The sequence below is a fragment of the Ruegeria sp. CE9 genome (assembly GCF_056537425.1).
Genome location: NZ_JBQFRO010000001.1, coordinates 364708 through 390500, shown reverse-complemented (window position 1 = coordinate 390500; position 25793 = coordinate 364708). Strand labels below are relative to the sequence as shown.

25 protein-coding genes and 1 tRNA gene are annotated in these 25793 nt (G+C 56.1%); 3 read left to right on the top strand and 23 right to left on the bottom strand.

The annotated features are described in order from the left end of the window. Nucleotides 1-63 precede the first annotated feature (63 nt). The 9 genes from ACR0B3_RS01925 to ACR0B3_RS01885 all read right to left on the bottom strand — a co-directional run bounded on the left by ACR0B3_RS01925 (nt 64) and on the right by ACR0B3_RS01885 (nt 8148). The gene (locus tag ACR0B3_RS01925) at nt 64-1344 is read right to left on the bottom strand and encodes an ABC transporter substrate-binding protein (protein WP_480807621.1); all 1281 of its coding nucleotides are present in this window, start codon (nt 1342-1344) and stop codon (nt 64-66) included. Nucleotides 1345-1440: 96 nt separating this feature from the next. Next, nucleotides 1441-1851 (bottom strand): Rid family hydrolase, encoded by a 411-nt coding sequence (locus tag ACR0B3_RS01920; RefSeq protein ID WP_480807620.1) that lies wholly within the window; start codon nt 1849-1851, stop codon nt 1441-1443. Continuing rightward, nucleotides 1848-3029 carry a malate dehydrogenase gene (locus tag ACR0B3_RS01915; protein ID WP_480807619.1) on the bottom strand — a complete coding sequence of 394 codons (1182 nt, stop codon included), beginning with the start codon at nt 3027-3029 and terminating at the stop codon, nt 1848-1850. Before ACR0B3_RS01915 ends, ACR0B3_RS01920 begins: the two co-directional genes overlap by 4 nt. After that, nucleotides 3029-3652 carry a BMC domain-containing protein gene (locus ACR0B3_RS01910; RefSeq protein WP_170719397.1) on the bottom strand — a complete coding sequence of 208 codons (624 nt, stop codon included), beginning with the start codon at nt 3650-3652 and terminating at the stop codon, nt 3029-3031. The genes ACR0B3_RS01915 and ACR0B3_RS01910 overlap by 1 nt, the downstream gene beginning before the upstream one ends. After that, nucleotides 3649-5028 (bottom strand): aldehyde dehydrogenase family protein, encoded by a 1380-nt coding sequence (locus ACR0B3_RS01905; RefSeq protein WP_170719399.1) that lies wholly within the window; start codon nt 5026-5028, stop codon nt 3649-3651. The genes ACR0B3_RS01910 and ACR0B3_RS01905 overlap by 4 nt, the downstream gene beginning before the upstream one ends. Then, nucleotides 5028-6212: a hypothetical protein gene (locus ACR0B3_RS01900; protein WP_480807618.1), complete on the bottom strand. Its 1185-nt coding sequence runs from the start codon at nt 6210-6212 to the stop codon at nt 5028-5030. The genes ACR0B3_RS01905 and ACR0B3_RS01900 overlap by 1 nt, the downstream gene beginning before the upstream one ends. A 24-nt stretch (nt 6213-6236) precedes the next feature. After that, nucleotides 6237-6545 (bottom strand): BMC domain-containing protein, encoded by a 309-nt coding sequence (locus tag ACR0B3_RS01895; protein ID WP_480807617.1) that lies wholly within the window; start codon nt 6543-6545, stop codon nt 6237-6239. Between the two features lie 44 nt (nt 6546-6589). Next, nucleotides 6590-6856, bottom strand: coding sequence for a EutN/CcmL family microcompartment protein (locus ACR0B3_RS01890; RefSeq protein ID WP_480807616.1), 267 nt, complete (start codon nt 6854-6856; stop codon nt 6590-6592). After that, entirely contained in the window at nt 6856-8148 is a 1293-nt protein-coding gene (locus tag ACR0B3_RS01885; RefSeq protein ID WP_480807615.1) for a glutamine synthetase family protein, read from the bottom strand. Before ACR0B3_RS01885 ends, ACR0B3_RS01890 begins: the two co-directional genes overlap by 1 nt. A 91-nt stretch (nt 8149-8239) precedes the next feature. Here ACR0B3_RS01885 and ACR0B3_RS01880 point away from each other — a divergent pair, with 91 nt between their 5' ends. Further along, nucleotides 8240-9379, top strand: a complete 1140-nt coding sequence (locus tag ACR0B3_RS01880) for an FAD-dependent oxidoreductase (RefSeq protein ID WP_480807614.1) — start codon at nt 8240-8242, stop codon at nt 9377-9379. On the opposite strand, the gene ACR0B3_RS01875 is transcribed toward ACR0B3_RS01880, so the two are convergent. The 5 genes from ACR0B3_RS01875 to ACR0B3_RS01855 all read right to left on the bottom strand — a co-directional run bounded on the left by ACR0B3_RS01875 (nt 9376) and on the right by ACR0B3_RS01855 (nt 13575). Next, entirely contained in the window at nt 9376-9726 is a 351-nt protein-coding gene (locus ACR0B3_RS01875) for a hypothetical protein (RefSeq protein WP_480807613.1), read from the bottom strand. The two genes, ACR0B3_RS01880 and ACR0B3_RS01875, sit on opposite strands and share 4 nt — an antisense overlap. Before the next feature lie 90 nt (nt 9727-9816). Continuing rightward, nucleotides 9817-10515, bottom strand: coding sequence for a type 1 glutamine amidotransferase (locus tag ACR0B3_RS01870; RefSeq protein ID WP_480807612.1), 699 nt, complete (start codon nt 10513-10515; stop codon nt 9817-9819). Further along, on the bottom strand, nt 10512-11936 hold the full coding sequence (locus tag ACR0B3_RS01865; protein WP_480807611.1) for an FMN-binding glutamate synthase family protein: 1425 nt from the start codon (nt 11934-11936) through the stop codon (nt 10512-10514). The genes ACR0B3_RS01870 and ACR0B3_RS01865 overlap by 4 nt, the downstream gene beginning before the upstream one ends. After that, entirely contained in the window at nt 11921-12634 is a 714-nt protein-coding gene (locus ACR0B3_RS01860; protein WP_480807610.1) for a GltB/FmdC/FwdC-like GXGXG domain-containing protein, read from the bottom strand. Before ACR0B3_RS01860 ends, ACR0B3_RS01865 begins: the two co-directional genes overlap by 16 nt. Continuing rightward, complete coding sequence (locus tag ACR0B3_RS01855; protein ID WP_480807609.1) at nt 12631-13575, bottom strand: class II glutamine amidotransferase domain-containing protein; 945 nt, start codon at nt 13573-13575, stop codon at nt 12631-12633. Before ACR0B3_RS01855 ends, ACR0B3_RS01860 begins: the two co-directional genes overlap by 4 nt. A gap of 128 nt (nt 13576-13703) precedes the next feature. Here ACR0B3_RS01855 and ACR0B3_RS01850 point away from each other — a divergent pair, with 128 nt between their 5' ends. After that, nucleotides 13704-14375, top strand: coding sequence for a GntR family transcriptional regulator (locus ACR0B3_RS01850; RefSeq protein ID WP_480807608.1), 672 nt, complete (start codon nt 13704-13706; stop codon nt 14373-14375). A 113-nt stretch (nt 14376-14488) separates the two neighbouring features. On the opposite strand, the gene ACR0B3_RS01845 is transcribed toward ACR0B3_RS01850, so the two are convergent. Then, nucleotides 14489-15796, bottom strand: a complete 1308-nt coding sequence (locus ACR0B3_RS01845) for an aminotransferase class I/II-fold pyridoxal phosphate-dependent enzyme (RefSeq protein ID WP_480807607.1) — start codon at nt 15794-15796, stop codon at nt 14489-14491. A 97-nt stretch (nt 15797-15893) separates the two neighbouring features. Here ACR0B3_RS01845 and ACR0B3_RS01840 point away from each other — a divergent pair, with 97 nt between their 5' ends. After that, a complete protein-coding gene (locus tag ACR0B3_RS01840; protein WP_480807606.1) occupies nt 15894-16772 on the top strand; it encodes a LysR family transcriptional regulator in 879 nt (292 codons plus the stop codon). A gap of 104 nt (nt 16773-16876) precedes the next feature. On the opposite strand, the gene ACR0B3_RS01835 is transcribed toward ACR0B3_RS01840, so the two are convergent. The 8 genes from ACR0B3_RS01835 to ACR0B3_RS01800 all read right to left on the bottom strand — a co-directional run bounded on the left by ACR0B3_RS01835 (nt 16877) and on the right by ACR0B3_RS01800 (nt 25793). Then, nucleotides 16877-16966: transfer RNA gene (locus tag ACR0B3_RS01835), tRNA-Ser, on the bottom strand. 64 nt (nt 16967-17030) lie between these two features. Then, nucleotides 17031-17858 carry an endonuclease/exonuclease/phosphatase family protein gene (locus ACR0B3_RS01830; protein ID WP_480807605.1) on the bottom strand — a complete coding sequence of 276 codons (828 nt, stop codon included), beginning with the start codon at nt 17856-17858 and terminating at the stop codon, nt 17031-17033. 84 nt (nt 17859-17942) lie between these two features. Beyond that, nucleotides 17943-20384 (bottom strand): DUF3772 domain-containing protein, encoded by a 2442-nt coding sequence (locus ACR0B3_RS01825; protein ID WP_480807604.1) that lies wholly within the window; start codon nt 20382-20384, stop codon nt 17943-17945. Then, nucleotides 20384-21418, bottom strand: a complete 1035-nt coding sequence (locus ACR0B3_RS01820; RefSeq protein ID WP_480807603.1) for a cysteine synthase A — start codon at nt 21416-21418, stop codon at nt 20384-20386. The genes ACR0B3_RS01825 and ACR0B3_RS01820 overlap by 1 nt, the downstream gene beginning before the upstream one ends. Nucleotides 21419-21487: 69 nt before the next feature. Continuing rightward, entirely contained in the window at nt 21488-22603 is a 1116-nt protein-coding gene (locus tag ACR0B3_RS01815) for an NUDIX domain-containing protein (RefSeq protein ID WP_480807602.1), read from the bottom strand. A 30-nt stretch (nt 22604-22633) separates the two neighbouring features. Further along, the gene (locus tag ACR0B3_RS01810; RefSeq protein WP_170719472.1) at nt 22634-23074 is read right to left on the bottom strand and encodes a TrgA family protein; all 441 of its coding nucleotides are present in this window, start codon (nt 23072-23074) and stop codon (nt 22634-22636) included. Between the two features lie 16 nt (nt 23075-23090). Continuing rightward, complete coding sequence (locus ACR0B3_RS01805; protein WP_480807601.1) at nt 23091-24299, bottom strand: class I SAM-dependent methyltransferase; 1209 nt, start codon at nt 24297-24299, stop codon at nt 23091-23093. Nucleotides 24300-24368: 69 nt separating this feature from the next. Beyond that, nucleotides 24369-25793 carry a cryptochrome/photolyase family protein gene (locus ACR0B3_RS01800; protein ID WP_480807600.1) on the bottom strand — a complete coding sequence of 475 codons (1425 nt, stop codon included), beginning with the start codon at nt 25791-25793 and terminating at the stop codon, nt 24369-24371.

Sequence of the window (25793 nt, the reverse complement as noted above, 5' to 3'; positions counted from 1 at the left end):
GTTGATCCTTGGCTGCAGGCGCGCGCTGCCGCGCACCCGTTTCAAGCTATGGTTGGGGCTGGACTACTGCTTGACCCAGCTGGGCAGCGTGAACTCGCCCGTCGCGTATTTCTCGGGATACACAACTGCGGCAGTGCCGTCTTCGTACCACTGAACAACGACCATTGAAGGGGCTGCATCATCAAACGGCTCGGACAGATCAAAGCGTATGTTATGGGGATAGGTGCGGCCTGTCACAGGCTCGACCTCATCGTCGCCCCAGAAGGCATAGCGCAGCCAAAGCTGACCATCCATTTCAAGAACCAGATCCTGCTTCTTCATCGCATCGGCCCAGCCTTCGACATTGTCGAAGCCACCCGCCTCTTCGGCGGCGGCCATGGCCTGCTTCAGCCCGTGATAGGCGTTGAACCCATTGAAATGAGGCAGCAGTGGGCGGCTGTCATACTTGGCCTGATAGGTGTCAACAAAGGTCTGGCTTGCCGGGTCAAGTTTGAACCCTACAGACGGGATCGGTGACAGAGTCGAGATGCCGCCACCTGCTCCGCCAGTGTCTTCCCAATATTCCATACCCAATGCGGCTACGTTCACCCCTGTCATCGCCATGGGCACCTGCAGTTTCACATATTGCGACGACACCACTTGTGAGTTCACAGACGAGACCTGATAGATGAAATCCGCCCCGGTATCCTGTGCCCGACTGAAGATCGGTGCGAAATCAACGGTGGCGACGTCATAGGTGATGATGTCCTTGACCTCGATCCCGGCAACGGGTGCCAGCGCCTCGGTCACCAATCCGGTGATCGCCTCACCAAACGCTGTATCCTCAGCCAGAATGACAACGGATTCCCAACCCATCTTTTCCTTCAGTACGTCGGCACCAAAATTGATATAGAGCGTGGCCAGAGCCTCGTCCGACGCGATGTTCATGAAGTACGGCGCCATGCTTTCGGGGTCCTCGACCACCATGTCGATGATCCCGATATACGATGTCCACGTGTCCAGAGTCGGAATCCGGTATTCCTGCATCCGTGGCAGCCAGCCCAACGAAACATCATCGATTGAGCCTGAGATGATGAAATCTACCTCTTCGGTTTCCGCCAGATACTCATAGGCCCGCACCCCCTCGGTCGGGTCCTGCCCCGTGTCGGCCGAAACCAGCGTGATTTGTTCCCCCATCACCCCGCCATTGGCATTCAGTTCTTCAATTGCGATCTCGGCACCGCGCAACGTCGATAGACCGGTGTCCGACGAAAGTGATCCGATAAATCCGACCTTGATTTCCGCGGCAGCCGCCGAGGCCATGAGCGCGATACATGTTCCGCTGAGTAGCGTTGTTTTGATCATCACATTAGCTCCCTGTGTCTTATTTTGCCTTCCTTGTATTCTGTATACAGTACACAAGACAGAAGTTCGATCAAATCCTTTCTTGATGAGTCATGTTTAGAGTCCGCTGATTTTACCGTTTTCGTCGTGAATTACCGCGTCGACATCGATTTCCACCATCAAACCAGGCTGTGTCAGCCCCGCTTCAACGGCGGTCAGAACTGGATCGATACCATTGAAAACCGCTCCGTGTATGCGCGCGAACTCGCCCGCACGTGACAGATCGGTTAGATAAACGCGGACCCGACCGACATGACGCATCTCGGCGCCGACGGCCTTAAGCGCCTCTTCTATACGAGACAGAATGTACTTTGTCTGTGCCTCTACATCTCCGGGTGCATGAATGCGCCCGCTGGGTTCGATGGCTGTGGTCCCCGCAACCCAAACGAATGGACCGATGCGCTTTGCGCGGGAATAAGACGCAACTTCTTCGAACCGCCCGCCTGACTTCCAGACGCGGAGGGTCACAGGCCCAACCTCGACCGGATGGCATCCGCCGCTTTCTGCAAGGCTGCTTGTTCCCGATCGGTCAGCCGCAACTCCTCGACCTCGACCAATCCAGAAGATCCAAGATGGGCAGGAACACCAAGCACAACGCCATCGATACCATATTCCCCTTGCAACATGACTGAAACCGGAACAGGGCCTGTACGCGCGCCCCGTATATGGTCGATCAATTCGATAGACGCATGCGCCGGGGCAATGGTTGCCGAACCCGATTTCTTGAGGGCAACAACCTGCCCCCCGCCGGTTACGGCGTCCTTAACACAGGCATCAATCTGGTCAGGCGACAGAAATACATCCAACGCCCGGCCCTTTATTTTGGCTCGGCTCGGAATCGGCGCCATCTCATCTCCGTGACTCCCAAGCGTAAAGGCCTCAACATCAGCGGGTGAGACCCCTGCTGCCACGGCCAGAGCATTGCGAAAGCGACTGCTGTCCAGTGTTCCCGCCATGCCCAGTACCCGTTCACGCGGGAACCCGGTGGCGCGCAGCATTTCGACAGTCATTTCATCAAGCGGATTGGTTACGACAATGACGATAGCATCTGGCGCGGCAGACCGGATGGCCTCGGCTGCCTGACGGATCACGCGCGCATTCACGTCGATCAGATCCGCGCGGCTCATACCCGGACGCCGGGCACGGCCTGCGGTCACCACAACCACCTCTGCCCCAGCGACTAGATCGAGCGACTCTCCGCCCACACACCGTGCGCTTGCGCCGGTGATGCCTGACGTATGGTTTAAATCCAACGCAGTTGCGGCGGCCATTCCCGGCGCAATATCGATCAGAGCAATCTCATCCGCGATATCCTGCATTGCCGCCAGATGCGCCACATTGCCACCGACGCCACCAGCCCCGACCAAAGCAAGTTTTCCCAACCTGCGCGCCTTGCGCTTCGCACGCACCGGAGCAACCCATTTGGGCGAACGGCGATACAACACGCGCTGCATTGAAACCGCTGCGTCTGTACGCATTGGCTGCGGTTTTTCCAGCGGTCCATCGACCAATTTGATGCCAACTCGCTCAGCGGTTTCGCGCGCCAATGCCGTCACGATATCGTCCGGCAAGACCTCAAACACGATCCGACCGCGCCGGCGGGCATCTTCGACCGCATCAGAACCTATGACACGCGGTGCCGCCATCAACCGTCTTTCCCGTCCACGGCCTCAATCGCTCGGGTCGCAGCCTCAACGGCGGTTTTGACCGAGTTTTCTGACCCCGAGATAAACAGGCGTCCAAATCGCCCCACGGCGCGCACTTCGACAATGTCGATCTCTGCCGCTTTCTCGGCCTCGTTCGCGGCAATCGAGATGTAAGCGGCCGGTGCGCATTCCACGATTCCCAGCGTCTGACCCGGAACGATCAACGCGCCTTTGCGCCATTTGTTCAACAACTGCGCCTGATAGGGTTCAACACTGGTTATGATCTGTGTCGAACTGATCACCGGTTTCAACCGGTCGGACATCGTGGCACCAAGTTCAGCCAGCATCGCATCGCGCGCAGCGGAGACCTCGGCATTCGATGGCGACCGCAGAATAAAGAATCCAAATTCACGCTCGACCATCTGGGTCGTCGCCTCGACAGACGATGCCTTGAGCGCGCGGTCGATCAGCGAGAACACTCCGTTGCCCGGCGCAAATTCTCCGATCAGAACCGTATCACCGGACAAAGGGACCGATCCCTGCACGGTTGCGCCATTGTAAGCGGCAAATTTCGGTTGCAGGTTATCGATCTGCATCAGCGCCCGGATCGTAATCTCGCTCATGCGCCATACTCCTCGTAAATGTCGCGCCAGGGTCTGCTTTCGTAAGCGACCCGTTTGATGTTGATGAGATGCAGGGCCGTCACGTTGTCTGAGGTAATGGACCCCGACCATGTTCCCGTACCCAGCATGAAGGATGGCTCTAGATCAGTCGAATATCCCATACCGCCCATGATGCCTGGCGTATTCACCAGCACGCGGCCCGTTGGCACAGTCGAGAACCGGGCCACGACCTCAGGGTCGTCCGAATGGATGACCGAGGAATGGCCCCAACCTTCGAATTTGGCGATGGATTGCGCCAGCTCGATTCCATGATCGGTGGACTTCGCTTCATAAAATGCCAGAACCGGGTTCAGTTTCTCGGCTGATAACGGGCGCTGCCAACCAATTTCGGTTTCTTCTGACACGAGGCAGCGGGTGCGCGGCGGGATTGCAAATCCTGCAGCGTCGGCAAGCGCTTGCGGGCTTTGCCCAACCCTATCCGGATCCATGGCTTGCCTGCCTTTGAAGATCACTTTGGCCAGACGATCAGCCTCAGCGGGCGTACAGAAGTACGCGCCTTTCAACTTGAGCTCGTGGCGCAGATCGCGCGCTATTTCGGGGTCGGCGACAACCGCCTGCTCACTAACGCAGGCCGTACCGTAATCGAAACTTTTTGACGTCACGATCATCTCGGCCACTTCGGCCAGATCACGCGCTTTCGACTTGTGCACATAGCACGGCACATTGCCCGCCCCTACTGCGAGCGTCGGTTTGCCGCTGGAATATGCCGCTTTGACCATGGCCGGTCCACCCGTTGCCATCACAACCGAGGTACGGCGGTGTTTCATCAGCTCGGCTGTGCCCTGAATCGTCACGGAATCCAGACATTGGATCAGGCCTTTGGGGGCACCCATCTGCTCGGCCACACGCGCCATGATGCGGACGGTTTCGATGCCACACGCCACTCCGCGCGGGTGAGGCGCGCAGACGATGGCGTTACCCGCCTTCACTGCGGAAAGCACTTTGTAGATGATTGTCGACGTTGGATTGGTCACCGGGATCAGGGCAGCCACAACGCCCATGGGTTCCCCGAACGCTGCGATCTTTGTCGCGTCATCCCGCCAGAGCATGCCCAGCGTTGTTATATCTCTCAGATAATCAGCAACAGACAACGCATTGAACAGGTTCTTGACCCGCTTGTCCGGGACATTCCCATAGCCGGTTTCCTCGACCGCCATTTGCCCCAACCGTTCGGCTTCCGGCTCGATTGCGCGCGCCATGGCGTCGACAATTGCATCCACCTGCGCAGGATCAGTGCCCAGAAAGGCGCGATAGGCTTCGAAAGCGTGATCTGCGGTGCGTCTTGCGGCGGCAATCGATTTCAGGTCTGCGTCCATCACGAAGCTCCGGTGGCGATGGTGTCAAAGATACGGCGCGCGTGATCTACATCTCCCGCTGAAACCCCTATGGTTTCCAGGCGTCGACCAGCCGCTGCTACGTCAGCGCCCAAAATTCGATCTGAGATCGCGATCAGGCTGCTCGTCAGCGGGCTTGCGATACCCGCAAGCTCACCAGCCGAGACTAAAGGAACGAGCGAGCCCAGCACCCCGTCGCGCATCATACCGCGAGACGTTTGCTGATCGGGGATCGGTCGTGCGCCTGGGCCTCGCTCGGCACCGGCAAAGGTGGAAACCCACTGTTCGGTCTCGGGCAGGTTGCGTAAACCGTATGCAGCTGCAATGCGCCGCCGCTCATCCGCCAGACCATGGATCACTTCTTTCTGATCAAGTCCGATCAAAGACGCAAAAGTCTGATTGGCCTCAAGCGGCACGCCGCCCATCGGGACATCAGGACCACCAACTCCCATCGCAGCCCCCCCAAGGATCAGTGCAGGTATCTCAACCGCGGCTGATAGATCGTTGAAGCTAGACGCCAAGACCGAGTCAACGACCTGCACATTGGGAAGATACGCAGACAAGCCATCAAGAACCTCTTCGCGCCCGCGCGGCAATGTCGCTGCAGCCATTGGCGCCGCCTGCGATATTGTCAAAGCTGCCCCTTCGGAACGGAACCAATAGGGCAGCCCCTGGATTTCGACCAGAGTGACGTCAGCTGTGCAGCCACCAATCCGCAGCAGCCAGGCTGCTTCAACAGCCCCAAGGGAGCGACCAGGCGCCAGAACCAGTATCTGCCCATCGTTGAGATGATCGGCCAGCACCATGGCATAGGTGCGCTGCTTATGGATTGGTCCAGTTAGGAAAACCACCTGTGCATCGCGCACCGCTGCGTCCAACTCGGCCGTCGTATGTATCGATGGCCCATCACAATCAACCTGATAGGTCCCGACCGGACCCTCACCCTGCAGTGAGATGCCTGAGGATTGGGCCAGCAACGACAGCTCAGATCCATAGGCCGAAAACAAATTGACCTCGGCCCCTTCAGCAAGACACAGGGCTGCCAACAGTCGCGCATCTGCCCCGCCACCCAATACCGCTATTCGGTCAAGCTTGGGACGTTCAAGCGCAGCCCGGGTCGCGCCGCGTGTCGCTGCTCGCGTGAATTCCTCGAAACCGGCAGACATAGCGTCTCCTTAAAAGCTGGCGGATCAGGCTGCAGAGCCAGCGCCAAGGCTGTCAATAATCGCCTCAAGTTCGTCATGCGGGCGGGCAATCACGTGGACAGAGACAACCTCACCAACTTTGTTTGCTGCGGTCGCACCCGCATCGGTCGCCGCTTTGACCGCGCCAACCTCACCGCGCACGAGCGTGGCGACCAATCCACCGCCCACCTTTGTCTGACCAACAATCGAAACGCTGGCCGCCTTGACCATTGCATCTGCAGCTTCGATCGCGCCGACAAGCCCACGCGTTTCAATCATGCCCAGGGCCATCTGCCCCGCCACTGGTTTCGCCATTTTCTGTTCCTCCAACGAGATTTAGGTGTTTGATGTCTTATGCTTCAGGTCGTGGCTACGCGGTCCACGATCGCGATGATCGCCAGATCAATGGGTGCAGTGGACAGACCCGCTGCCATACGCGCCGCTGAGCCACTGACCAGTAAAACCGTATCCCCGACCCCGGCGCCGCAGGTATCGACAGAGACCCGGGCCGGGTCGATCACCTTGCCCTTGCTATCGACAAGATCCGTCACCAGAAGTTTCGCCCCGACCAGTTTTGGGTCTTTGGCCGTGGCTGTGACGGTCCCGGTGACTTTGCCCAGATGCATCAGAGCGTCCTCAGGTATCGGTCCAGCTCAACCGGAGTGACCTGTTGATTAAAGAACTCAAGCTCGCGCTCGGCCTGCTGCAAAGACAGCTCCCACAGCAATTCGCCTAGAACATCACGCAGCCATTCAGATCCTCGCGCCAGTTCAATGGCGGTCGGCAGATCGGTGGGGATAGGATCACCAATTCCCTCTTCATAGGCGTTGCCCATTGTCGGCTCAGAGGGCTCGAGCCCCTGCTCAATCCCGTCGAGCCCGGCCGCAATTTCCGCAGCCAGCAGAAGATAGGGGTTCGCATCCGCCCCTGCGTCGCGCTTCTCAACGCGCACGGCGCTGTCGGCCCCTTCGATGACCCGAATACCGACCGTTCGATTGTCATAACCCCAACTCGCGTTGATGGGGCAGAACGTATAGGGCTGGCGGCGCCGGTAACCATTCACCGTACCACTGCCGCAGATGGCTGTTTCGCACATGCGCTTCTGCAGACCGGCGATGAACGATTTACCGGTGTCATTAATCTTGCCACCAACGGCAAACGCGTTCTTGCCGTCTTTCCACAGCGAGTAATGCGTGTGGAATCCGTTACCCGATTGCTCAAAGAAAGGCTTGGGCATGAAGGTCGCTAGATATCCGTGGGCGATGCCCAACTGACGGATCAGCGATTTGAAAAGAACAACACGATCTGCCGCTGTAAGCGCCTCGCCATAGCGAATGTTCACCTCAACCTGACCAGCCGCGTATTCCGGGTTCGACTGTTCGATCGGAATGCCGCATTCGTTGATCTGTTGACGGATTGGGCCGACGATGTGCTCCATCCGGGCGGCTCGCCCAAGGCCATAAACCTGAATTCCGCTGTCTCGAGGCTGCCCGGTCTCCGGGTCCAATAGATAGAACTCGAGCTCAGTGCCAACATTGACCTCGAACCCCATCTCGCGGGCACGCTCAACCTGACGCACCAGCGCTTGCCTTGGATCAATCGGCACCGGTTTGTGATCCATACCTTCTGCACGGCCAAAGCATACCGCAACCCCTGGCTCCCACGGTACGGCGACGGGCTGCGTCATCGGGAAGAGGTGCATATCCGGATAGCCGTTGTCAAAATTGACATAAGGCGTGTCCCAAACATCGCAGGTCATATCGATGGCCATCAGTGCAATCGACAGCGCATTGCCGCTTTTGCAGACATGATCCCAGTGGCTGGCCGGAATGCGCTTGCCGCGCATGATGCCGTTGAGGTCACCCACACCAAGTATGACGGTATGCGTGCCCTCGGGCAGATCAAATCCCGAACTCATTGATACGCTCTCCCTGTTTTTGGCTTTATAAATTTTGTATTCTGTATACAGTATTCACAAAGCCAATCGATAAACAAGGAAAATCTGCATCATGTCCAAGAGCTCGGTCATTGTTGTCGGAGGCGGCATCGTCGGCGTCATGACGGCACTTACATTGCAACGACGTGGTGAATCGGTCACCCTTGTTGATCGCTGGGAACCCGGACATTCCCGAGCCTCTTCAACGGATTACAACCGAGTGATCCGTGCAATATCGGGGCGTGACGAGTTCTATACACGGTGGGCCCGAGAAAGCCGCCTGCGCTGGTTGGAGCTGCAGGCAGAGAGCGGACAGAATCTGATGTACGAATGCGGCGCGCTGATTCTGGCAACAGGTGGCCATTGTGATTGGGAAAACGCCACAGCCGAAACCTTCGACCGCGTTGGTGTGCCCTACTACAAGTTTGGGCGGCAGGACATCGAATCGCGATTTCCGCAGTTTCGCGTTCCCGACATCGAATACGCCCTGTTCGAACCCGAAGCCGGAATGCTGATGGCACATCGCTGCGTCCTGACCGGGCTGGAATTGTTTCGTCGCGCAGGTGGCACTGTGCAGCGCGGCCGCGTGACCACCGACGGGTCTGAACGCCCAATGCTGGATGGCAAACCACTTGAGGCTGATCTAATCATAGTCTCAACCGGCCCCTGGATGGCGGACATGTTCCCCAAAACGATCAAACCGATTTCGACCGTGGTTGGCGTAAACGTCCTTTATACCTCAACACCCGATGGGTCCGAAGATTTCGACATGAGCCGGATGCCCTGCTGGATCGACCACGGTCAGGGGTCCTTTGGTCTGCCCTCCTCTGAAGGGTCGGGCGTGAAAGCGGCGGTCGTGATCCCGGATAAGATCGATCTGGACAATGACGAGAGGCTGATCCGACAGGAAACGCTGGGACGGACACGCAGCTACATCCGCCATCGCCTTCCGGGCCTTGAAGGCGAACGTGTGGTAGATTCCAAATTCAACCAGATCATCCTGACACCCGATACACATTTCATCGTAGACTGGCACCCCGAGCATGAGAACGTTTTATTTGCCGGCGGATGTTCCGGACATCTGTTCAAACATGCGCCGATCTTTGCCGAGTTTGCTGCAGGTGTCGGAATGAAAGATTTCGGGACGGCTGATCGCTTCAAGATCACTGGTCGTAGAAAGCTGAGCCCAAAGGAAAGCCCAAGCGGACGCTAGGCCTCGGAAAGTGCCGCATACAGCCCCGCATTCGGGCACTTTTCCTGCGGCAATCGCTCACCAGACCGGATTGCATCGCGGCAGGTTTTTGCCTGACGGCAATGCCCACATTTTTCTGCAAGCTCAAGGCTAAGCTCAGGATGTGCATTGAGATCATCTTCGCTAAGACCAAACTGACTTGCCATAGAAAGGATACGCTCTCTCGCGTTGGGTGCGCCAGAGCGCAACATGGCCAGATCTGCACGGGAAAGACCGAGATCGGACAGTTCAAGTTCGCTGATATTTTCATCGCGTGGCGCATTGACGATCCGCGCTATTCGTTGAAAGAAGTTCTTGTATCCTGACATTCCGAAATCTCCCAATCTGCTGTGTATACAGTATACACAGCAAGGATTGACTGAATTTGATCAGGATCAAGAACTCCTTGCCTTACGAATTTATCGTTGCTGAATGTAGGTGCCCCGAAACAGTTCCACCGCCTGAAGCGCAGCAAGATCATTAGGGACATTTGCGGCGTAGACCGAGGTCATCCCCTCGTCTGCTTCGGAAGCCGATAGAAGAATCTCTCGCCCCCTTGTGAACAGATCGCGCAGGTGATGCGCCTGATATTCGGGATGAAACTGCACCGACCGCGCGGGAAAGTCATAATCCAGTGCGCCAACAGGACAATGGCCTGCTGACCCTGTTACCCGAGCTGAATCTGGAACGCTCGTCACCTGATCCTGATGCCAGACAAACGCGTCGACTCTGTCTTCGCTATACTTGAAAGAACGCGCGCCAACGATGTTGCCCACCTCGGCTTTCTCGGCGCACCCACCATAGACATCAGCCATGATCTGGTGCCCGAAACAGATGCCAAAGACTGGTTTGTGTATGATTCTGCAGCGTTCAAGAAATCGGCGCAGCGGATTCATCCAGTCGGTGTCGTCGTAGACCCCGAATTCAGACCCGCCGACGATGACACCGTCGAAATCGGAGGCATCAGGCAGAGGTTCCCCATCGACAACCCCTACCACCATGAACTCGGCCTCAGGCAGATGCGGAGCGATCCATTCTTCAATCTGCTGCGCGGTTCGGGGCATCCCCTCCAGTAAAGGCAGCGGATGGCTTGTCAACTCAAGAACTGCGATTTTCACCAGTCGTAAGCCCTGTCAATTCCAGCCATTTTCACCCCGGTGAAGGCTGATGCTTCGAAGCTGAGCGCGCGCAGGTCTTCGGTTTCCAAATTGCGGACCGAGGATTTACCGCAAGCTTTGGCCAATGCCGTAATCTCCATCGTCATGGCGGTCAGATAGCGCGCAATGCGTTCAGCGCCAGCGTTCGGGTTCATGCGCGCTTCCAGTGTTTCGTCCTGTGTCGCAATGCCAACCGGGCAACGCCCTGTATGGCAGTGATGGCACGCACCGGGCGAAGTTCCCAAGGCAGCGTAATCATCCAAATAGCGCGGGCTGTTGCATCCCAGCGCAACCATAGCCGCGTTCCCGATCATCACGGCATCCGCGCCAAGTGCCAGGCACTTCGCGGCATCCACGCCGGACCGGATACCGCCAGCAGCCACAAGTGAAACCTTACCGGTCATGCCGCATTCATCCAAAGCCTCGCGTGCTGCGCGAATGGCGCTCATCGTTGGGATACCTGTATGGTTCAGCAATAGCTCCGGAGACGCCCCTGTGCCACCTTCGGCACCATCAACGACCACAACATCCGCACCCGCCTTCGCCGCGACCGCAACGTCAAATCGGGGACGTGTTGCGCCCATCTTGATGAAGATCGGCACCTGATAGTTGGTGGCAATCCGCAGCTCTTCGATCTTCACCGCCAGATCATCCGCGCCCAGGAAATCGGGGTGGCGAATGGTCGACCGCTGGTCCACACCTTCAGGCAACGTCCGCATCTGGCTGACCCGCGGGCTGACTTTCATGCCCAGCAGCAACCCGCCGGTGCCCGGCTTTGCCCCTTGCCCCACGACCAGTTCCAAAGCATCCGCGCGGCGCAAGTGATCCAGATCCACACCATACCGGGCGGGCGACATCTGATAGAGCAGGCGTTGGGAGGCTTCGCGCTCCTCTTCCAGCATGCCACCCTCACCCGTGCAGGTCATGGTTCCGACTTTCGAGGCCCCATAACCCAGCGATGCTTTTGCCGATGCCGACAAGGCACCAAAGGACATCGAGGCGATATAGATCGGAATTTTCAGCTCAAGCGGGCGTTCTACAAGGCCGCGCCCTCCACCCAGAACTGTCGTCGTATCGCAATTCTCGCGATACCCCTCCAGGGGAAGACGCGTCATTGTCGCGGGAACGAATGTCAGATCATCGAACGTCGGCAACCGCTTGTTGAACGTGTTGTACCCGCGCACCTGATAACGCCCAAGCTGCGCCAGCGCGTGAACTTCCGAGATCGCCTCGGGCGTCCAGCGGGTCGAACCGCCTTCATCATAAGAGGACGGAACACCGGCTGGACGGCCTTCAATTGCACCCGCATCCCGGAACCTGATTTCCTCTTCCGAGGCAACGTCGAACGGATATTCGTAAGGTTTACTCAGATCATGAGCCATGCGTTTGCGTCCCTGCTTTCAAAATACCAAAGACGCTGGCCCGAAACCATTTTGCGCCAATTTCGCGAACTGTCGACCAGTCCAAGGGGATCGAGGATCGCATCGACCTCGGCCACTTCTTCTGCTGTTGGTTCGATCACGTCGACATCCACACCAAGGCTGTCGACGTCTCCGGCCACCCAGACCTCTCCCTCCCACAGCGCGTCGGCACAGGATTCCCCTGCCCCGCCAAGCGCAATGATGCGCCCGGAATGCGCCATAAAGCCGGACTGATAGCCGATCTTGCCTTCGACAACGATGTTGCCACCTTTCATCGCAACACCGACCCGTGGACCTGCGTCGCCTTTGACATGGATTGTGCCGCCAATCATCGCGGCACCACAGGACATTCCAGCATAGCCACCGACAGTGATATGACCATTTGCCATGCCCTCTCCCACGGCCCAGCCGCAGTTGCGTTCGATTTTGATATTCGCACCGGTATTGAGACCACCGCAATAATACCCAACCGATCCTTCAAAAGTGATATCCACATTGTCCGGAAGACCCACGCCCAGGTTATGGCGCGACAGCGTGTCGACGACGCGGATAGGTCGACCGGTTGCGCAGGCCTCCATGATATCGCGGTTCACTTCGCGGATATGGCGCTCGCCGACTTCGATGACGATCTCATCCATCTTTGCTGCCACCTCGTTCATGCCGCCAAGCTCCGGTTTCCAACGCCCCAGATACCGGTCAGGGATGGGCCGTCGTAGTTGATAACATCGCATTCCTCTGTCATCACCCGGCGAACCGCTTGTTCCTCAGTCGCAGCGGCCAGATCGCCATTGCGATTGACTACGACCAACGGCTTCATCGCAAACCGATCCTTGGCAAACCCGATCCCGTTCGGTGTTGCGATCATGTAAGTAAAGACACCATCGATTGAGGTAATAGATTTCTTCAGCGCCTGCTCCATCGTCAAACCGGCCTTCATCTGGTCGCTGACCCAGACGGCAATCAACTCGCTGTCGTTTTCGGTCAAGAACCGATAGCCCATGCGGGTCAGCCTATCGCGCCATGTGAAATAGTCGGTGATTTGCCCGTTGTGCACGATCGCCACATCCGAAAACGGGCGCGCCCAGAACGGGTGCGAGGCGTTGGGCAGGACCGAGCTTTCCGTGGCCAGCCGTGCATGGCCTAACCCATGAGTCCCGATCATGTCGCGCACACCGTGCTTTTCAGCCACCGCTTCGGCGCCACCGATATCTTTGATGATCTCAAGGCTGCGGCCACAGGATTGTATTTCGATGCGATCTGTCAGCTCATCTGCATCCGCGACCCAGGCTTGCAAATTCGATGGATCCGAAATCTCCATCCGAAAGCAGTAGTGGCGGTTCTGGTCCGTAAGGATTTCAGGATCGGAAAGGAAACCGCTTCCGTGTTCACGCAGAACGGCCTCAAACTCGGACAGATCGGAATCCTGCTGCGCCTTGTTGAAGCCCATTCCTCTCAGAACGTACCCCGTTTCCCGCGGCACGCCATAAACGGCAAACCCAGTGCTGTCGGCCCCCCGGTGTTCCTGCGCATCCATCAGGTCAACCAGGTCCGCCCCTACCTTTCCGGGCGCGGCCAGTATCCTACCAGCAATTCCACACATGAAGAGCTCCCTGTTCATTCACGTCTGTATACTGTATACAGTACACGAACAATAGCAACCCCAATCGCCTTGGCACCCGCTGCTTTTTTGAATACAGAATTCAGAAAGAACAGAAAGAGAGGCTCCGAGTGGCTCTGAAACAGATCAAAACACAACGTAGGCGTCTTGCGGACGAGGTCTATGACCAATTGGTCGAAGCCATCATGAGTCGCGAGATCACAGGTGAAGATCGGCTGGTGCAGGAAAAGCTGGCCGCCGAGTTGAATATCAGCCGCACGCCCGTGCGCGAGGCGCTGATGCGGTTGGAAACCGAAGGCGTGCTGGAAGTGGCCGCAAGCGGAGGATTTCGGCTGGCCCGCATGGATCAGGCAGAGGTCAGGCAATTGTATCAGGCCCGCGCTGCAATCGAAGGTCAGGCCGCGCGCATCCTTGCGGTTCATGCAAAACCTGAGGTGCTGGACCGTCTACGCGAGCTTATACGTCGCGAAGAGGACCTGACCCAACCTACGACGCGGGACTACTTTGTCGCTAACCGGCGCATCCACCGCGCCTTCATGGTCGAGGCTGGCAACAAGTTTCTGATCGATATGTTCGATATGATCTGGGGCAAGGCCATGGCGTTCCATTTGTTTTCAGCGATCGAAAACGTCGATATCTCCAAATCCCTTGGAAACCATCTTATGCTCGTCGATGCGATTGCGACAGGCGACGTGACCGAAGCCTTGGAAACAATCACCCGCCACATTCATGAGGGGTTTGACCTTCAAATTGAAGGTTTGAAGGAAGTCGACAGGAAATAATTCGCCCCACGCAAAAGGCTGGGTTGCAAATATACTTTGCGAAGGTTTCTATGTTTCGGCGGCGCGGCGAGAGCGGCCAATCGAGTCCAATGGCTCGAGTGGCCGCAACCAGATCATATCACAAAGTGCACTTTGTCGAATTCCGATCGCCATGCAGAGACCTCTGACAGAATGTCCTCGCCAACTAGCCCAAGCTTAATCAGGTTTGCTAAACGTTCAGCACCATCAGACGTCATGCCCCACCGCACCAGCTCGGGTGTGCCAATGCGAAGGCCGTTCATATCACCTTCTACCGGCTCTACCGGCAGCCCGATACCGCACGCAAGAAACCCACACTTGCGCAGTGCTTTGGATGCTGCCTGCCCCCCTCTATAAGAAGCCGCCAGCACTGCAAATTGATGAGAGTTGGTGAAGCCTTCCGCACCAGAAAAAACAGGAACGCCAAGCGCATCCAAAGCCTTGGAAAGTGCTTTCGACATCGCGATCATCTCTTTCGCATAAGCCGTGCCATGCTCTTTCCAGTCCAGCATTGTAACGGCAAGCGCCGCAGTCTTAGCTGCATCGAAATTTGCGGTCATACCGGGAAATGCAATTGCATCCAGCGATTTGGCGATCTCTGCATCATTCGACACAATCAAACCTCCAGCTGGACCACCGAGGCTTTTGTAAGTGCTCATCGTCATAAAATGCGCACCCTCTTTCAGTGGGTTGGACCATGCGCGCCCAGCAATGATGCCGCATTGATGTGCGGCATCGAACATCACCTTTGCACCAACATCATCCGCAATCGCACGCACTTCGGCCACCGGATGCTCAAACAGATTCAAGCTACCCCCAACCGTTATCAGCTTAGGGCGTTCAACCCTTGCAATCGCGCGCAACTGGTCGAGATCGACAGTATATCCGTCGGCATTGACCGGAGCTTCGATTGTGCGCAGCCCAAATAGGCCCGCACATCCGGTCAAATGGTGAGTCACATGGCCCCCTATCGATGCGGGTGGCGCAATAATTGTGTCGCCGGCTTTACAAGTCGCCATGAAACCATAGAGATTGGCGATTGCACCAGAGGGCACCCGGACCTCGGCAAACTGGGCATCGAAAACATCGGCACACAGCTCAGCGGCGATGACTTCGATCTCTTCAATCGCTTCCAACCCCATCTCATATTTGTCGCCGGGATAGCCCAGCGATGGCCTGGACCCGATACCAGAGGACAAAAGCGCCTCAGCCTTTGGATTCATAACATTTGTCGCGGGGTTCAGGTTAAAGCACTCTTTCTCATGAATGCGCCGGTTTTCATCGGCTAAGTTCTGAATGCGTGACAAAAGGTTGTCTGACGATTCAGAGGCGGCTTTGCACGCGATGTCCTGAACCAGGGTCTCACAGGCGGTTGGCACCCAATCTCGTTGTACAAGTGTCATCTGACATCCTCCTAGTTTGTGCCACTTTGGCTGCAGTCACGTGACATCGCAAAGCAGAATTGTTATTTCTTGGCGTAGAAAAACTAAGGCTAATAGAATGAGCGTCGCCCCGAAACGTCCGACAGGACCTCCGCTGAATGCCATGCGCGCCTTTGAGGCGGCCGCGCGCCATGTCAGCTTTGTTGCGGCAGCGGAAGAGTTGAATGTATCGCCGGGTGCGATCTCGCAGCACATAAAAGCGCTTGAGGGTTGGGCTGGCGCACCGCTGTTTCGTCGGAACGCGCAAGGCGTTGAACTCACGACCGAGGGGCAGTCACTTGTCGCGGTATTTACTTCAGCGTTTGATCAGATAGGCGACGCTGCCCGCGCCTTACACAACCTAAAACCTAACCCCGATTTTCACATCGCCGCCCTGCCCGCCGTTGCCCAACTTTGGCTCCCAAAGCGGTTGCGTCGCATTCGAGAGCGGCTGCCCGATATCAATTTTTCAGTCACCGCGATGGAAACACCACCAAGCCTCTCACGCGAGATGTTTGATCTGTCGATTTTCTTCGCAAATCATAAAACCTCATCAAACCAAGTTGTTCTGATCCGAGATGTAATCACTCCGGTATGTGCGCCCGAACTTCTGGATCGCGTTCAATCAGAGAACTGTTACGAGGGGGTTCCGATACTGCATGATCAAACGTGGAATGACGATTGGTCTATGTGGTCTCAAAAAACAGGTTTCGAGATTAAGAATGAAAAAGCTGGACCAAGATTTTCGCTCTATAGCCTTGCGGTGGAGGAGGCCAAAGCAGGTGCGGGGGTGCTTATGGGGCATCTCTGCCTGATCGAAGAGGCATTGAACTCTGGGGCACTCGTTGCGGCGCATGAGCAAAGCTGTCGGACAGACCGTTCGCTTGTGGTGCAATTGCCATTGGCCTCGCGGCAGAGACCCGAAACAGGTCAGGTTGTTTCCTTGCTCATGCAATGAATAATACACAATTACATCAGATCGATACTCACGAAATCGGCCCTCCGTCCGACATAGATCAATCGTTCGAAATTGCGGTAGAAATCCAGTTGCGCAGGTTTGAATGGCGGAGAGACAGGGATTCGAACCCTGGAGACGGTTTCCCGCCTACACACTTTCCAGGCGTGCGCCTTCGACCACTCGGCCACCTCTCCGTTAGGGGTGTCTTATGCGAATTTCCGAACCGAGCGCAAGGCCCCAATCGCAAGAAGGGATGGCTCAGAAAATCCGAAAGCTGGCCACGAATGGCAGATGATCCGACACTTCGTCCTTGAATGCCTCACGCCCCATATTCATGGTCCAGTGCATCGGAAACAAGCGCAGGCTGCCGCGGACGTAATCGGTGGAGTACGTCCGTGAAACGGCGAAACCGTCCAGCAAATTAGCGCGCCCCTTATCCAAAATATGCGAGAACCGATCCTGCAGGTCCCAGCACGATACAAAGTCCATCATGTCATCCCCACCGAGATGATGGAAATTGCTGACATCCTGACCGGGGATCATATTGAAATCGCCCATCAGCAGGATCGTGCACTGGGTCAGCCCCGGGGTTGCACGGATTTCGGCGATCTTGTCGCCGATAATTTTGCACTGGCTGTCCCGAATTTGTTGTTCGGGTCGGTCACGGCCTGACTTTAAGTGCACTGCTATCAGCTTGGCCTTGAACTTGCCGACCTCGACATCGGCAATCAGCGCCTGTCGGCCTCCGGGATCATCTCCTTCCGAGCCGTCGATGAGTTGAAGCCCCGACACCGAGACGCCCGGCTTGTGAAGGAACCCGATATGAATGTTACCATTTGGCTGCGGTAAGATCTTGACCTGATAGTCCAAACCCTTATCCGCCAATCCCGCCGCCAGTCGGTTGATATGTTCGATTGGGCTGACCTCAACCAACGTGATCAATTCTGCGTCAAGCAAAGCCAGACCTTCGATCTGATGCGCAACCCGATCGCTATTCGCCGGGATGCCAAGGCTCGTGTTCACCGGGTTAAAACCTGCCAGATTCCAAACCGCAATACGCGCAAGACTATGTGAAAAAGTGACCATCAATATTTCTCCTAAATAACTCTCAGAATACATCGAAATGTAACAACCCGATAATCATTTGAAAAAATTGATTAGGTCGAAAATTCAGCGACCGTCACCATCTGCATCCGCGTCTCCGGAACCGTCCAGATCGTCGGCCGTCAGATCTGCCGGCCTTGAGGACGGTGCAGACTGAGGGAGATCATCTTTGGGCTCGGCGGCCTCAGGCTGGCCTGACAGAACCTCTGGATTTCTCAACCACAGATCACGCTGGGCAAACGGAATCTCGATACCCTCTTCAACGAACCGACGATTGATCTCGTGGTTCATGTCGGATTTGACAGACAGAACCCAATTTACATCCCGCAAGATTGCCCGGATTTCAAAATCCAGAGAATCTGCACCAAACCCCTGGAACACGACACTCGGCGCTGGGTTGGCCAGAACCATGGGATGCCCGTTGGCGATCTCGCCCAGAATGGTCTCAACTTTGCGGGTGTCTGTGCCATAGGCCACCCCCACCGGCACGATCACCCGGCCAATCGTGTTGCCTCGGGTGTAGTTGGTCACCACCCCGCTGATCAGGTCCGAATTGGGAACGATCACATCCGTCCGATCAAACGTCTCGATCCGCGTGGACCGGACCGAGATGTCACGGACATATCCCATCATCCCATTCACATCGATCCAATCGCCCTTGGAGATCGGGCGCTCAACCAGCAGGATAATTCCTGAGACAAAGTTTGAAACGATGGTTTGAAGGCCGAAACCGATACCAACGGACAGAGCCCCTGCCACGATCGCAAGCGACGACAAGTCAAATCCGGCAACCATGATCGCGATCAGGGCCGCCAGAAATATCCCGACATAGCCAGTTCCCGAAACGATGGCATTTTGCCCACCAGGATCGATGCTGGTTTTCGGCAGCAACGAATTCCGCAGCCCGCTTTGCAGCAGGCGCGTCAACGTATAGCCGATCGCAAATACGGCGATGAAGGTCAGGAAATTGCTGGGTGAAATCGTCACGCCACCGATATCGAATCCCAGCAGAATTCGCGACCACGCTTCGCGCAGATCCGTTTCGCGTGCGCCCCAATAAAGCGCGAGAATTGGCAGCGCTACGATCGCAAGCGCGAACCCAACCAATACTGAGAACAGGGAATCGCGCGCTGCGTCCCCCTGCCCAGAAAGCCAGCCATAGATCGTGCTGACAAAACGTTGAACGATCACGAGAGCCGCGATTAGCACCAGTGTCTTGACGGCAGGGAATACGATTGCTTCAGCAGCATTAATATAGCCAAAGGCCCCTAAGACTGGAGTCGCGATCCCGAGCATGAACAGAGCGCGCCGCAGAAACTCGACCAGTTGACTGAATCCGGCAGCACGTCGGGTCGCCTCTTGCTCTGCCTGCTCTTGCTGCGGCTCTGATTGCCGGATTTGACGCACACGCAGCAGAAGCAACGCGGTCGCCACAACGATTGGAAAACTCACAACCGCACGGGTCGCGTCCGAGATATTCTCAATCTGTTCAAACAGAAGCGTAAGATCATGAAGGATCAGCATGACCGCCAATAGATCAATATAGACCCGCAACTCTTTGATTTTGCCTGCGGACAACCTTTGAAAGTTCTGGGCAGCGCCCATCAGGTAAACCTGCCGGCCAATCCAATCAAAATAGAATATGATTGCGGCCCAATACGGAACTTTTTGGAACAACAGCGTACCGCGTAAGCCAAGTACGCCTGTCATGACGATGGCACTCACCAATGCCACTACGCCCAACCACGGCAGCAATATGCGCAACAGCGAGACGACAAAGGTCCAAACGCCGCTGCCACTGCCGCCGAATGAGCGCAGAAACTCGCCCCCCTTCTCTGACCACTTGCGCCCGAAAAGCAGCAGCACTGCCGAGATGATCAACAGGACAATGATACCAAGACCACGCTCGCGCACCTGCTCACGAACCACGTCGGACCGCATATTCTCGACGGTTTCATTAATCAGGCTTTGCGTCGCTTCCTTGATATCCGACCAGGCGGGGGTCCAATAAACTGGATTGAGCGGCGATGGCCCACGTTCCAGCATCTCTTTTTTCTGTCGATCACGGATGATCCGGTCGATTTCACCGATCAGACCATTGGCACGGCTGAACGCCTCTTCCGAGATAATACGCGGGACCCGCAAACTGTTTATCTGGGTTTCGAGATGTTCGCGCAGCTTGGCGATGTCTTCAGGCTCAGATTCACCCTCGGCAGGCTTCGGCCCAAGCGCTTTGAGCTGGCTTTCCAGCGTCTGAAGCCGATCTGTATTTGCGCTCCGCGCGTTGTTAAAGTCTTCGCGGTAATTATTTATTTCTGAACGCAAATTCTCGAGCGCGGCGTTCGAGGCTCGATTGGCCCGGATAACAGATTCCGCACGGTCCGCCGTGCTGACCCAGCCCTGATAATATTCACTCTGTCTGTCGGTCAGCTGGGCAGACGCGACGCCACCCAGCCCGATGAGACAGACTAAAATCAGTACCAGAAACAGGCGGACCTGTCGCAGCATTACACGTCCTCAAACACGCCGGGAATGCTACGCGGCGCTTCGGTCATCCAGTCTGGAACAGGCAGTTCTTTCTCCCGCAGGAACTCGGGATTGAACAGCTTCGATTGGTAGCGCGTACCATAGTCGCACAAGATGGTTACGATGGTATGTCCCGGTCCCAGCTCTTTTGCCAGACGAACCGCACCGGCGATGTTGATCGCGGTCGAGCCACCCATCACCAAGCCCTCTTCGCGCAGCAGATCGAAGATATATGGCAGAGCTTCGTTGTCTGTGATCTGCCAGGAATGATCTGGGGTGAACCCTTCTAGGTTCTTCGTAATCCGAACTTGCCCGATGCCCTCCGCGATCGAGCCACCCTCCATCGCGATTTCACCAGTGGTGTAATAAGAATAGAGCCCTGCCCCCATCGGATCCGCCAAACCAATCTTGACACCTTTGGGCTGCAACGCATCGGCCACACCTGCAAGGGTACCACCGGAACCAACGGCACAGATGAAGCCATCGACTTTGCCGCCCGTTTGTTCCCAGATTTCGGGACCCGTTGTCTCCACATGCGCTTGACGGTTTGCGACGTTATCGAACTGGTTCGCCCAGACGGCTCCATTCGGCTCGGTCTGCGCCAGTTCTTCGGCCAAACGACGTGAATAATGCACAAAGTTGTTGGGATTGCGGTAAGGCGCTGCAGGCACCTGCACCAGTTGCGCCCCGGCAAGGCGGAGCATGTCTTTCTTTTCTTCCGATTGGGTTTCGGGGATCACGATCACTGTCTTGAACCCCATCGAAGCACCAACCAGCGCAAGGCCAATGCCCGTGTTCCCTGCTGTGCCCTCAACGATCGTGCCACCCGGTTTCAAGTCGCCACGCGCGATCGCATCACGGATGATATACAGCGCGGCCCGGTCTTTGACCGACTGGCCTGGATTCATGAATTCGGCCTTGCCGAGGATTTCGCAGCCCGTCTCGTCGCTGACGCGTCGCAGCCGGATCAGAGGTGTTTTCCCGACCGCGTCGGCAAGGTCTTTTGCAATGCGCATGGCGTCCTCTTGTCATATGGTATTTCAGCAGATTTACAGGTGCCCCGACATGATCACAAGTCGGGATAGTCACGTACGCAGGCGCTCACGGTTTCGCGCCAACCAATGCGCCAAGGTCAAGAGCGGTAAATCCTTGAAAACATGGGCGTCTACCATCTTCATGAATTCATCAAAAGGTAGAATTTTGCTTCGGATATCTTCGCCTTCCGACGCCAATCCACCGCTTTCAACGGTATGGGTCAGATCACCCAGCCCAACATAGAGATAGACGTATTCAGTAGAGGACCCACTCGAGGAATAGGCACCACCGGCAAATTCCAAACGGCTCAGTGATATTTGCGCCTCTTCCTTTGCCTCGCGCAGGGCCGCTTGTTCGGGTGTTTCACCGGGATCGATCATACCGGCGACGGGCTCCCACATCCATGGTTCGGGATCGTCAATCAAAAATACGGGCGCGCGGAACTGTTCCACCAACAACACCGTATCGCGCACCGGGTCGTAAGGCAGGACGATCACAGCCGTTCCCTGCATCATTCCGCTGCGATGTAGTACCGGGCTCATTGCGCCATTATTCTGACGGTGCTGGAGCTGGGCCTCATCCATTGCGAAATAGTTGATATAGGCCTGTTTGCGTTCTTTGACGATCACGTCATGCGCAATGGTACGATCGTCGCCATTTCCGCGCTGTCTTGCTGCAAGCTTTGCCCAAGCGCGCATGCGAATGGCCGGAAAACTGCGCGCTATGGCAGCGGCATCAATCCTGCCGTAATGGGCCATCACCTCTTCCGCTGCCAGTAATGAAACCTCGCCCCAGTCTTTGGACCAGTCCTCGATATCCCATGGTGTGCCAGCTTCCCAGGCGGCAAGATCGGGGAAGAACACCAACGCCTGATGTTGGGTCCCGTCGGCTGTCATGATTGTCTGTGGGCGAAGGTCATATTCAAATCCGCCTTCATAAAATGCCAAGCGGGCGCGCTCTGCTTCCCCTAACCCACGTACCAGCAAGCCTTTGGCCTCACTGCCTGGTTCCGCCATTATCATTGGAAAGGGCTGATCCAAGGCGGAGTATACCGCATGATCAGGCAACACCGCTTGAGTCACCGACAAAGCGTCAGCATTGCGCCCCATAACAAGCTCGAGCAAAGGCACATGGCGCAAAGTGCCATAGAAAAACAGGTCAGACAAAGTTAGAGATCCCGATTTGGCAGATCAGACTTAGCGCCAGCGGCGAGAGGCGATTTCGGTGAGAATTCCGCTTAGTATCGCGCCGACCCCAAGTGTTATCAAAATCTCGGGTACCACCAGTTGTTTGCCAAAGTCGATCCCAATCTCGAAAATGGCAAGCAGGGCTTCGAACGGGCCGCCAAAGCGGTGACGCATGGCCTGGCTGAACATCTCATGCGTGCCTTGGACAAAAAGTCCCCAGAACACGAGCGCCGCAACCCCGGTTAAACCGTTGTTGATGGCTGCGGTCCAGCCGCGGCCTGCACGTTTCCCCATAACAACCCAGCCACAGATCAGACCCAGACCCATGTTGATATAGGTGAAGTAGCCGTAATCCTTGCCCTCTTCCCCGTTGTCGATAATCATGCCCGAAACAAGAAATGCGATCACCAGCAGACACAACGCGGCAACGAGACGTGAGGCTGTAGGCATTCGGATTATCCGTTCTTCAACTGGGTTTAGCTACTGTGATCTGTGTCACATCACAATTACCCGTGTCAAAGGCTGCGCCGCATGCTGTTAAATAATAATTCCACATGCGGCGAAAACGCTCATCGAAACCCATGTCCGAGATCTGATCCCATTTGGCATTAAACGTCTCGTACCAACGGCGCAGCGTCAGATCATAGCTTTTGCCAAACTCTTTGGATCGCACCACTGTCAGCCCAGCCTGATCAATCTGCTCTCTCAGGATTGTCGGGGCTGGCAACATTCCACCCGGAAAGATATATTTCTGAATGAAATCAACACCGTTTTTATAAACGTCCCAGCGGTGATCTGCGACCGTGATGATCTGCAAGGTCGCATGCGCGCCTGGCTTTAATCGATCTCGGACGGTGTTGAAGTACGCAGGCCAGTATTTCTGACCGACCGCCTCGAACATTTCGATCGAGGCAATGCCGTCATATTGCCCCTGCTCGTCGCGATAATCTTGCAGTTTAAATTCCACAAGATCGGCAAGCCCTGCTTTTTCAATGCGTTCTTTCGCAAACTTTAACTGCTCTTGGCTGATGGTCAGCCCTGTTACACGCAGCCCACGTTCTTTTGCGGCATATTCGGCAAACCCACCCCATCCGCATCCGATTTCAAGGATATGATCCCCAGGCTTGGCGCCCATTTCATCAACCATACTGGCATATTTGGCAGTCTGCGCTTTTTCGAGGCTTTCTTGTCCTGTCTCAAAAATGGCGCTGGAATACGTCATCGTATCGTCGAGCCAAAGACCATAGAAATCATTGCCCAAATCATAGTGATACGAGATGTTCTTTTTCGCCTGGGTCTTGTTGTTGCGATGCAACCAGAACCGCAGCCTCTCATAGGCGCGAACAAGAAATTTCCCCGTAAAGTCGTCGTATACGGTTTCGGTTCCCAGGTGCACGAGGTCCATGAAGCTGCGCAAATCAGGCGTGCTCCAATCCCCTTCCAGATAACCATCCGAAAACCCCAGTTCGCCCTCTCGCACCAAGCGTGCAAACACATCTGGGTCGTGAATATCGACATGGGCAACGGGGCCAGGCTTGGGCGCGTCGGCTCGGAACACACGACCATCTGGCAATGCTATATCAAGCCGCCCGCTCTCCATCCGGTTCAGCATCTTGAAGACTTGTGCAAAATATCTTGGCAGATTTTCCTGCCCTTCGGTGCTCGTCAAGAACATCCGCTCTCCCCTCTGCGGTTGCGAAATAAAGCTAGGACGGGATTCGGTTTCTGGCAAGTTTTCAGTTCCTTACTGGTTTTTTCTGGCTTCATACGCACCCGATGCCCGGGCACGGCCCTCTTTCAGCCCGACCACCGGCTCAGGGTATGCGTCTTGATGGGACAGGCCCCAGGATCGTGGTACCGCATCAAAATAGGCAAGTGCCGTGGGCGACGGGTCTAGCCTACCCTCAGCGATCCAGCGATGCAGATAGTCAGAATTCGGGTCAAACCGCTCACGCTGTGTATCGGGGTTGAAGATACGGAAATATGGTGCTGCATCCGGGCCAGATCCCGCCACCCATTGCCACCCCATCGCATTGGCGGCTGGGTCCCAGTCAATCAGGCAATCTGCGAACCAGTCTGCGCCGATTTTCCAGTGCGTCATCAGATGTTTCGTCAGGTAGCTCGCAACAATCATTCTTGCCCGATTGTGCATCCGTCCGGTCACATACATTTGCCGCAAGCCTGCATCGACAAGCGGTATGCCCGTTCTGCCCTGTTGCCACGCGCGCACTTCGGGCGCATCTGCATCTGTGTTCCAGGGGAATGCATCCCATTCAGGCTTCCAGTTATCCGTCAGCAGATGCGGCCAATTGTACATCAGGTGATAAGCAAACTCGCGCCAAACAAGCTGACGCAAGTATGCTTCGCCACCACGTGTGCCGGTTAGTTCAGCGTTTTGTACACGGTGCCAGATCGTTCGGGACCCAATTTCACCAAGTGAAAGATATTCGGACAGATCAGAAGTTCCGCTCTGATCCAGTAGATCGCGCTGTGCAGAATACTGATCGATGCGCTCTAAGAACGCGTCCAACTGATCCAATGCCGCGTCTTCTCCAGGTCGGACATACGGTCGAACGACCCGCGACCCGCGACGCATGTCCCGATCCAGGTGCCAATCAGACAGTTGATCCGACTTTGGCCAAGCATCCGGTATAGCCAGTTTCGAAGGTCGTGCCTGCGGCGTCGGGATATCGCGCCCCTGTACTGACCGCCACATCGGAGTAAACACACGAAAGGGCTGACCGGTTTTGGTGGCAATTGTCCAAGGCTCAAACAGCAGATGGCCTGCATAGGACCGTGCTTCGATCCTTTGGTCGGTCAAAGTCGCCTTGATTTCTTTGTCCCGACGGATTGCCTCTGGATCGTAAGCGCGAGACCAGAAAACAGATTTTGCACCGGTTTCCTTCAGCAGATCTTGCAGTACATCCAGCGCTGTCCCTCGACGCAAGATCAGCCTGCTGCCAATCTGCGTCAGGCTTTTCTCAAATGCTTCCAGACCCAAGCCAAGCCGCCATTTCGGAGCTGCCCCCAAGCCTTGAGCCTGATCATCAAGTATGAAAACGGGCACGATGGGGCGACCCGACTGCACCGCTGCTGCAACTGCTGGATGATCCCCCAATCGCAGATCGCGCCTGAACCACAAAATGATCGGAGAGTGCTCAGATTCCAT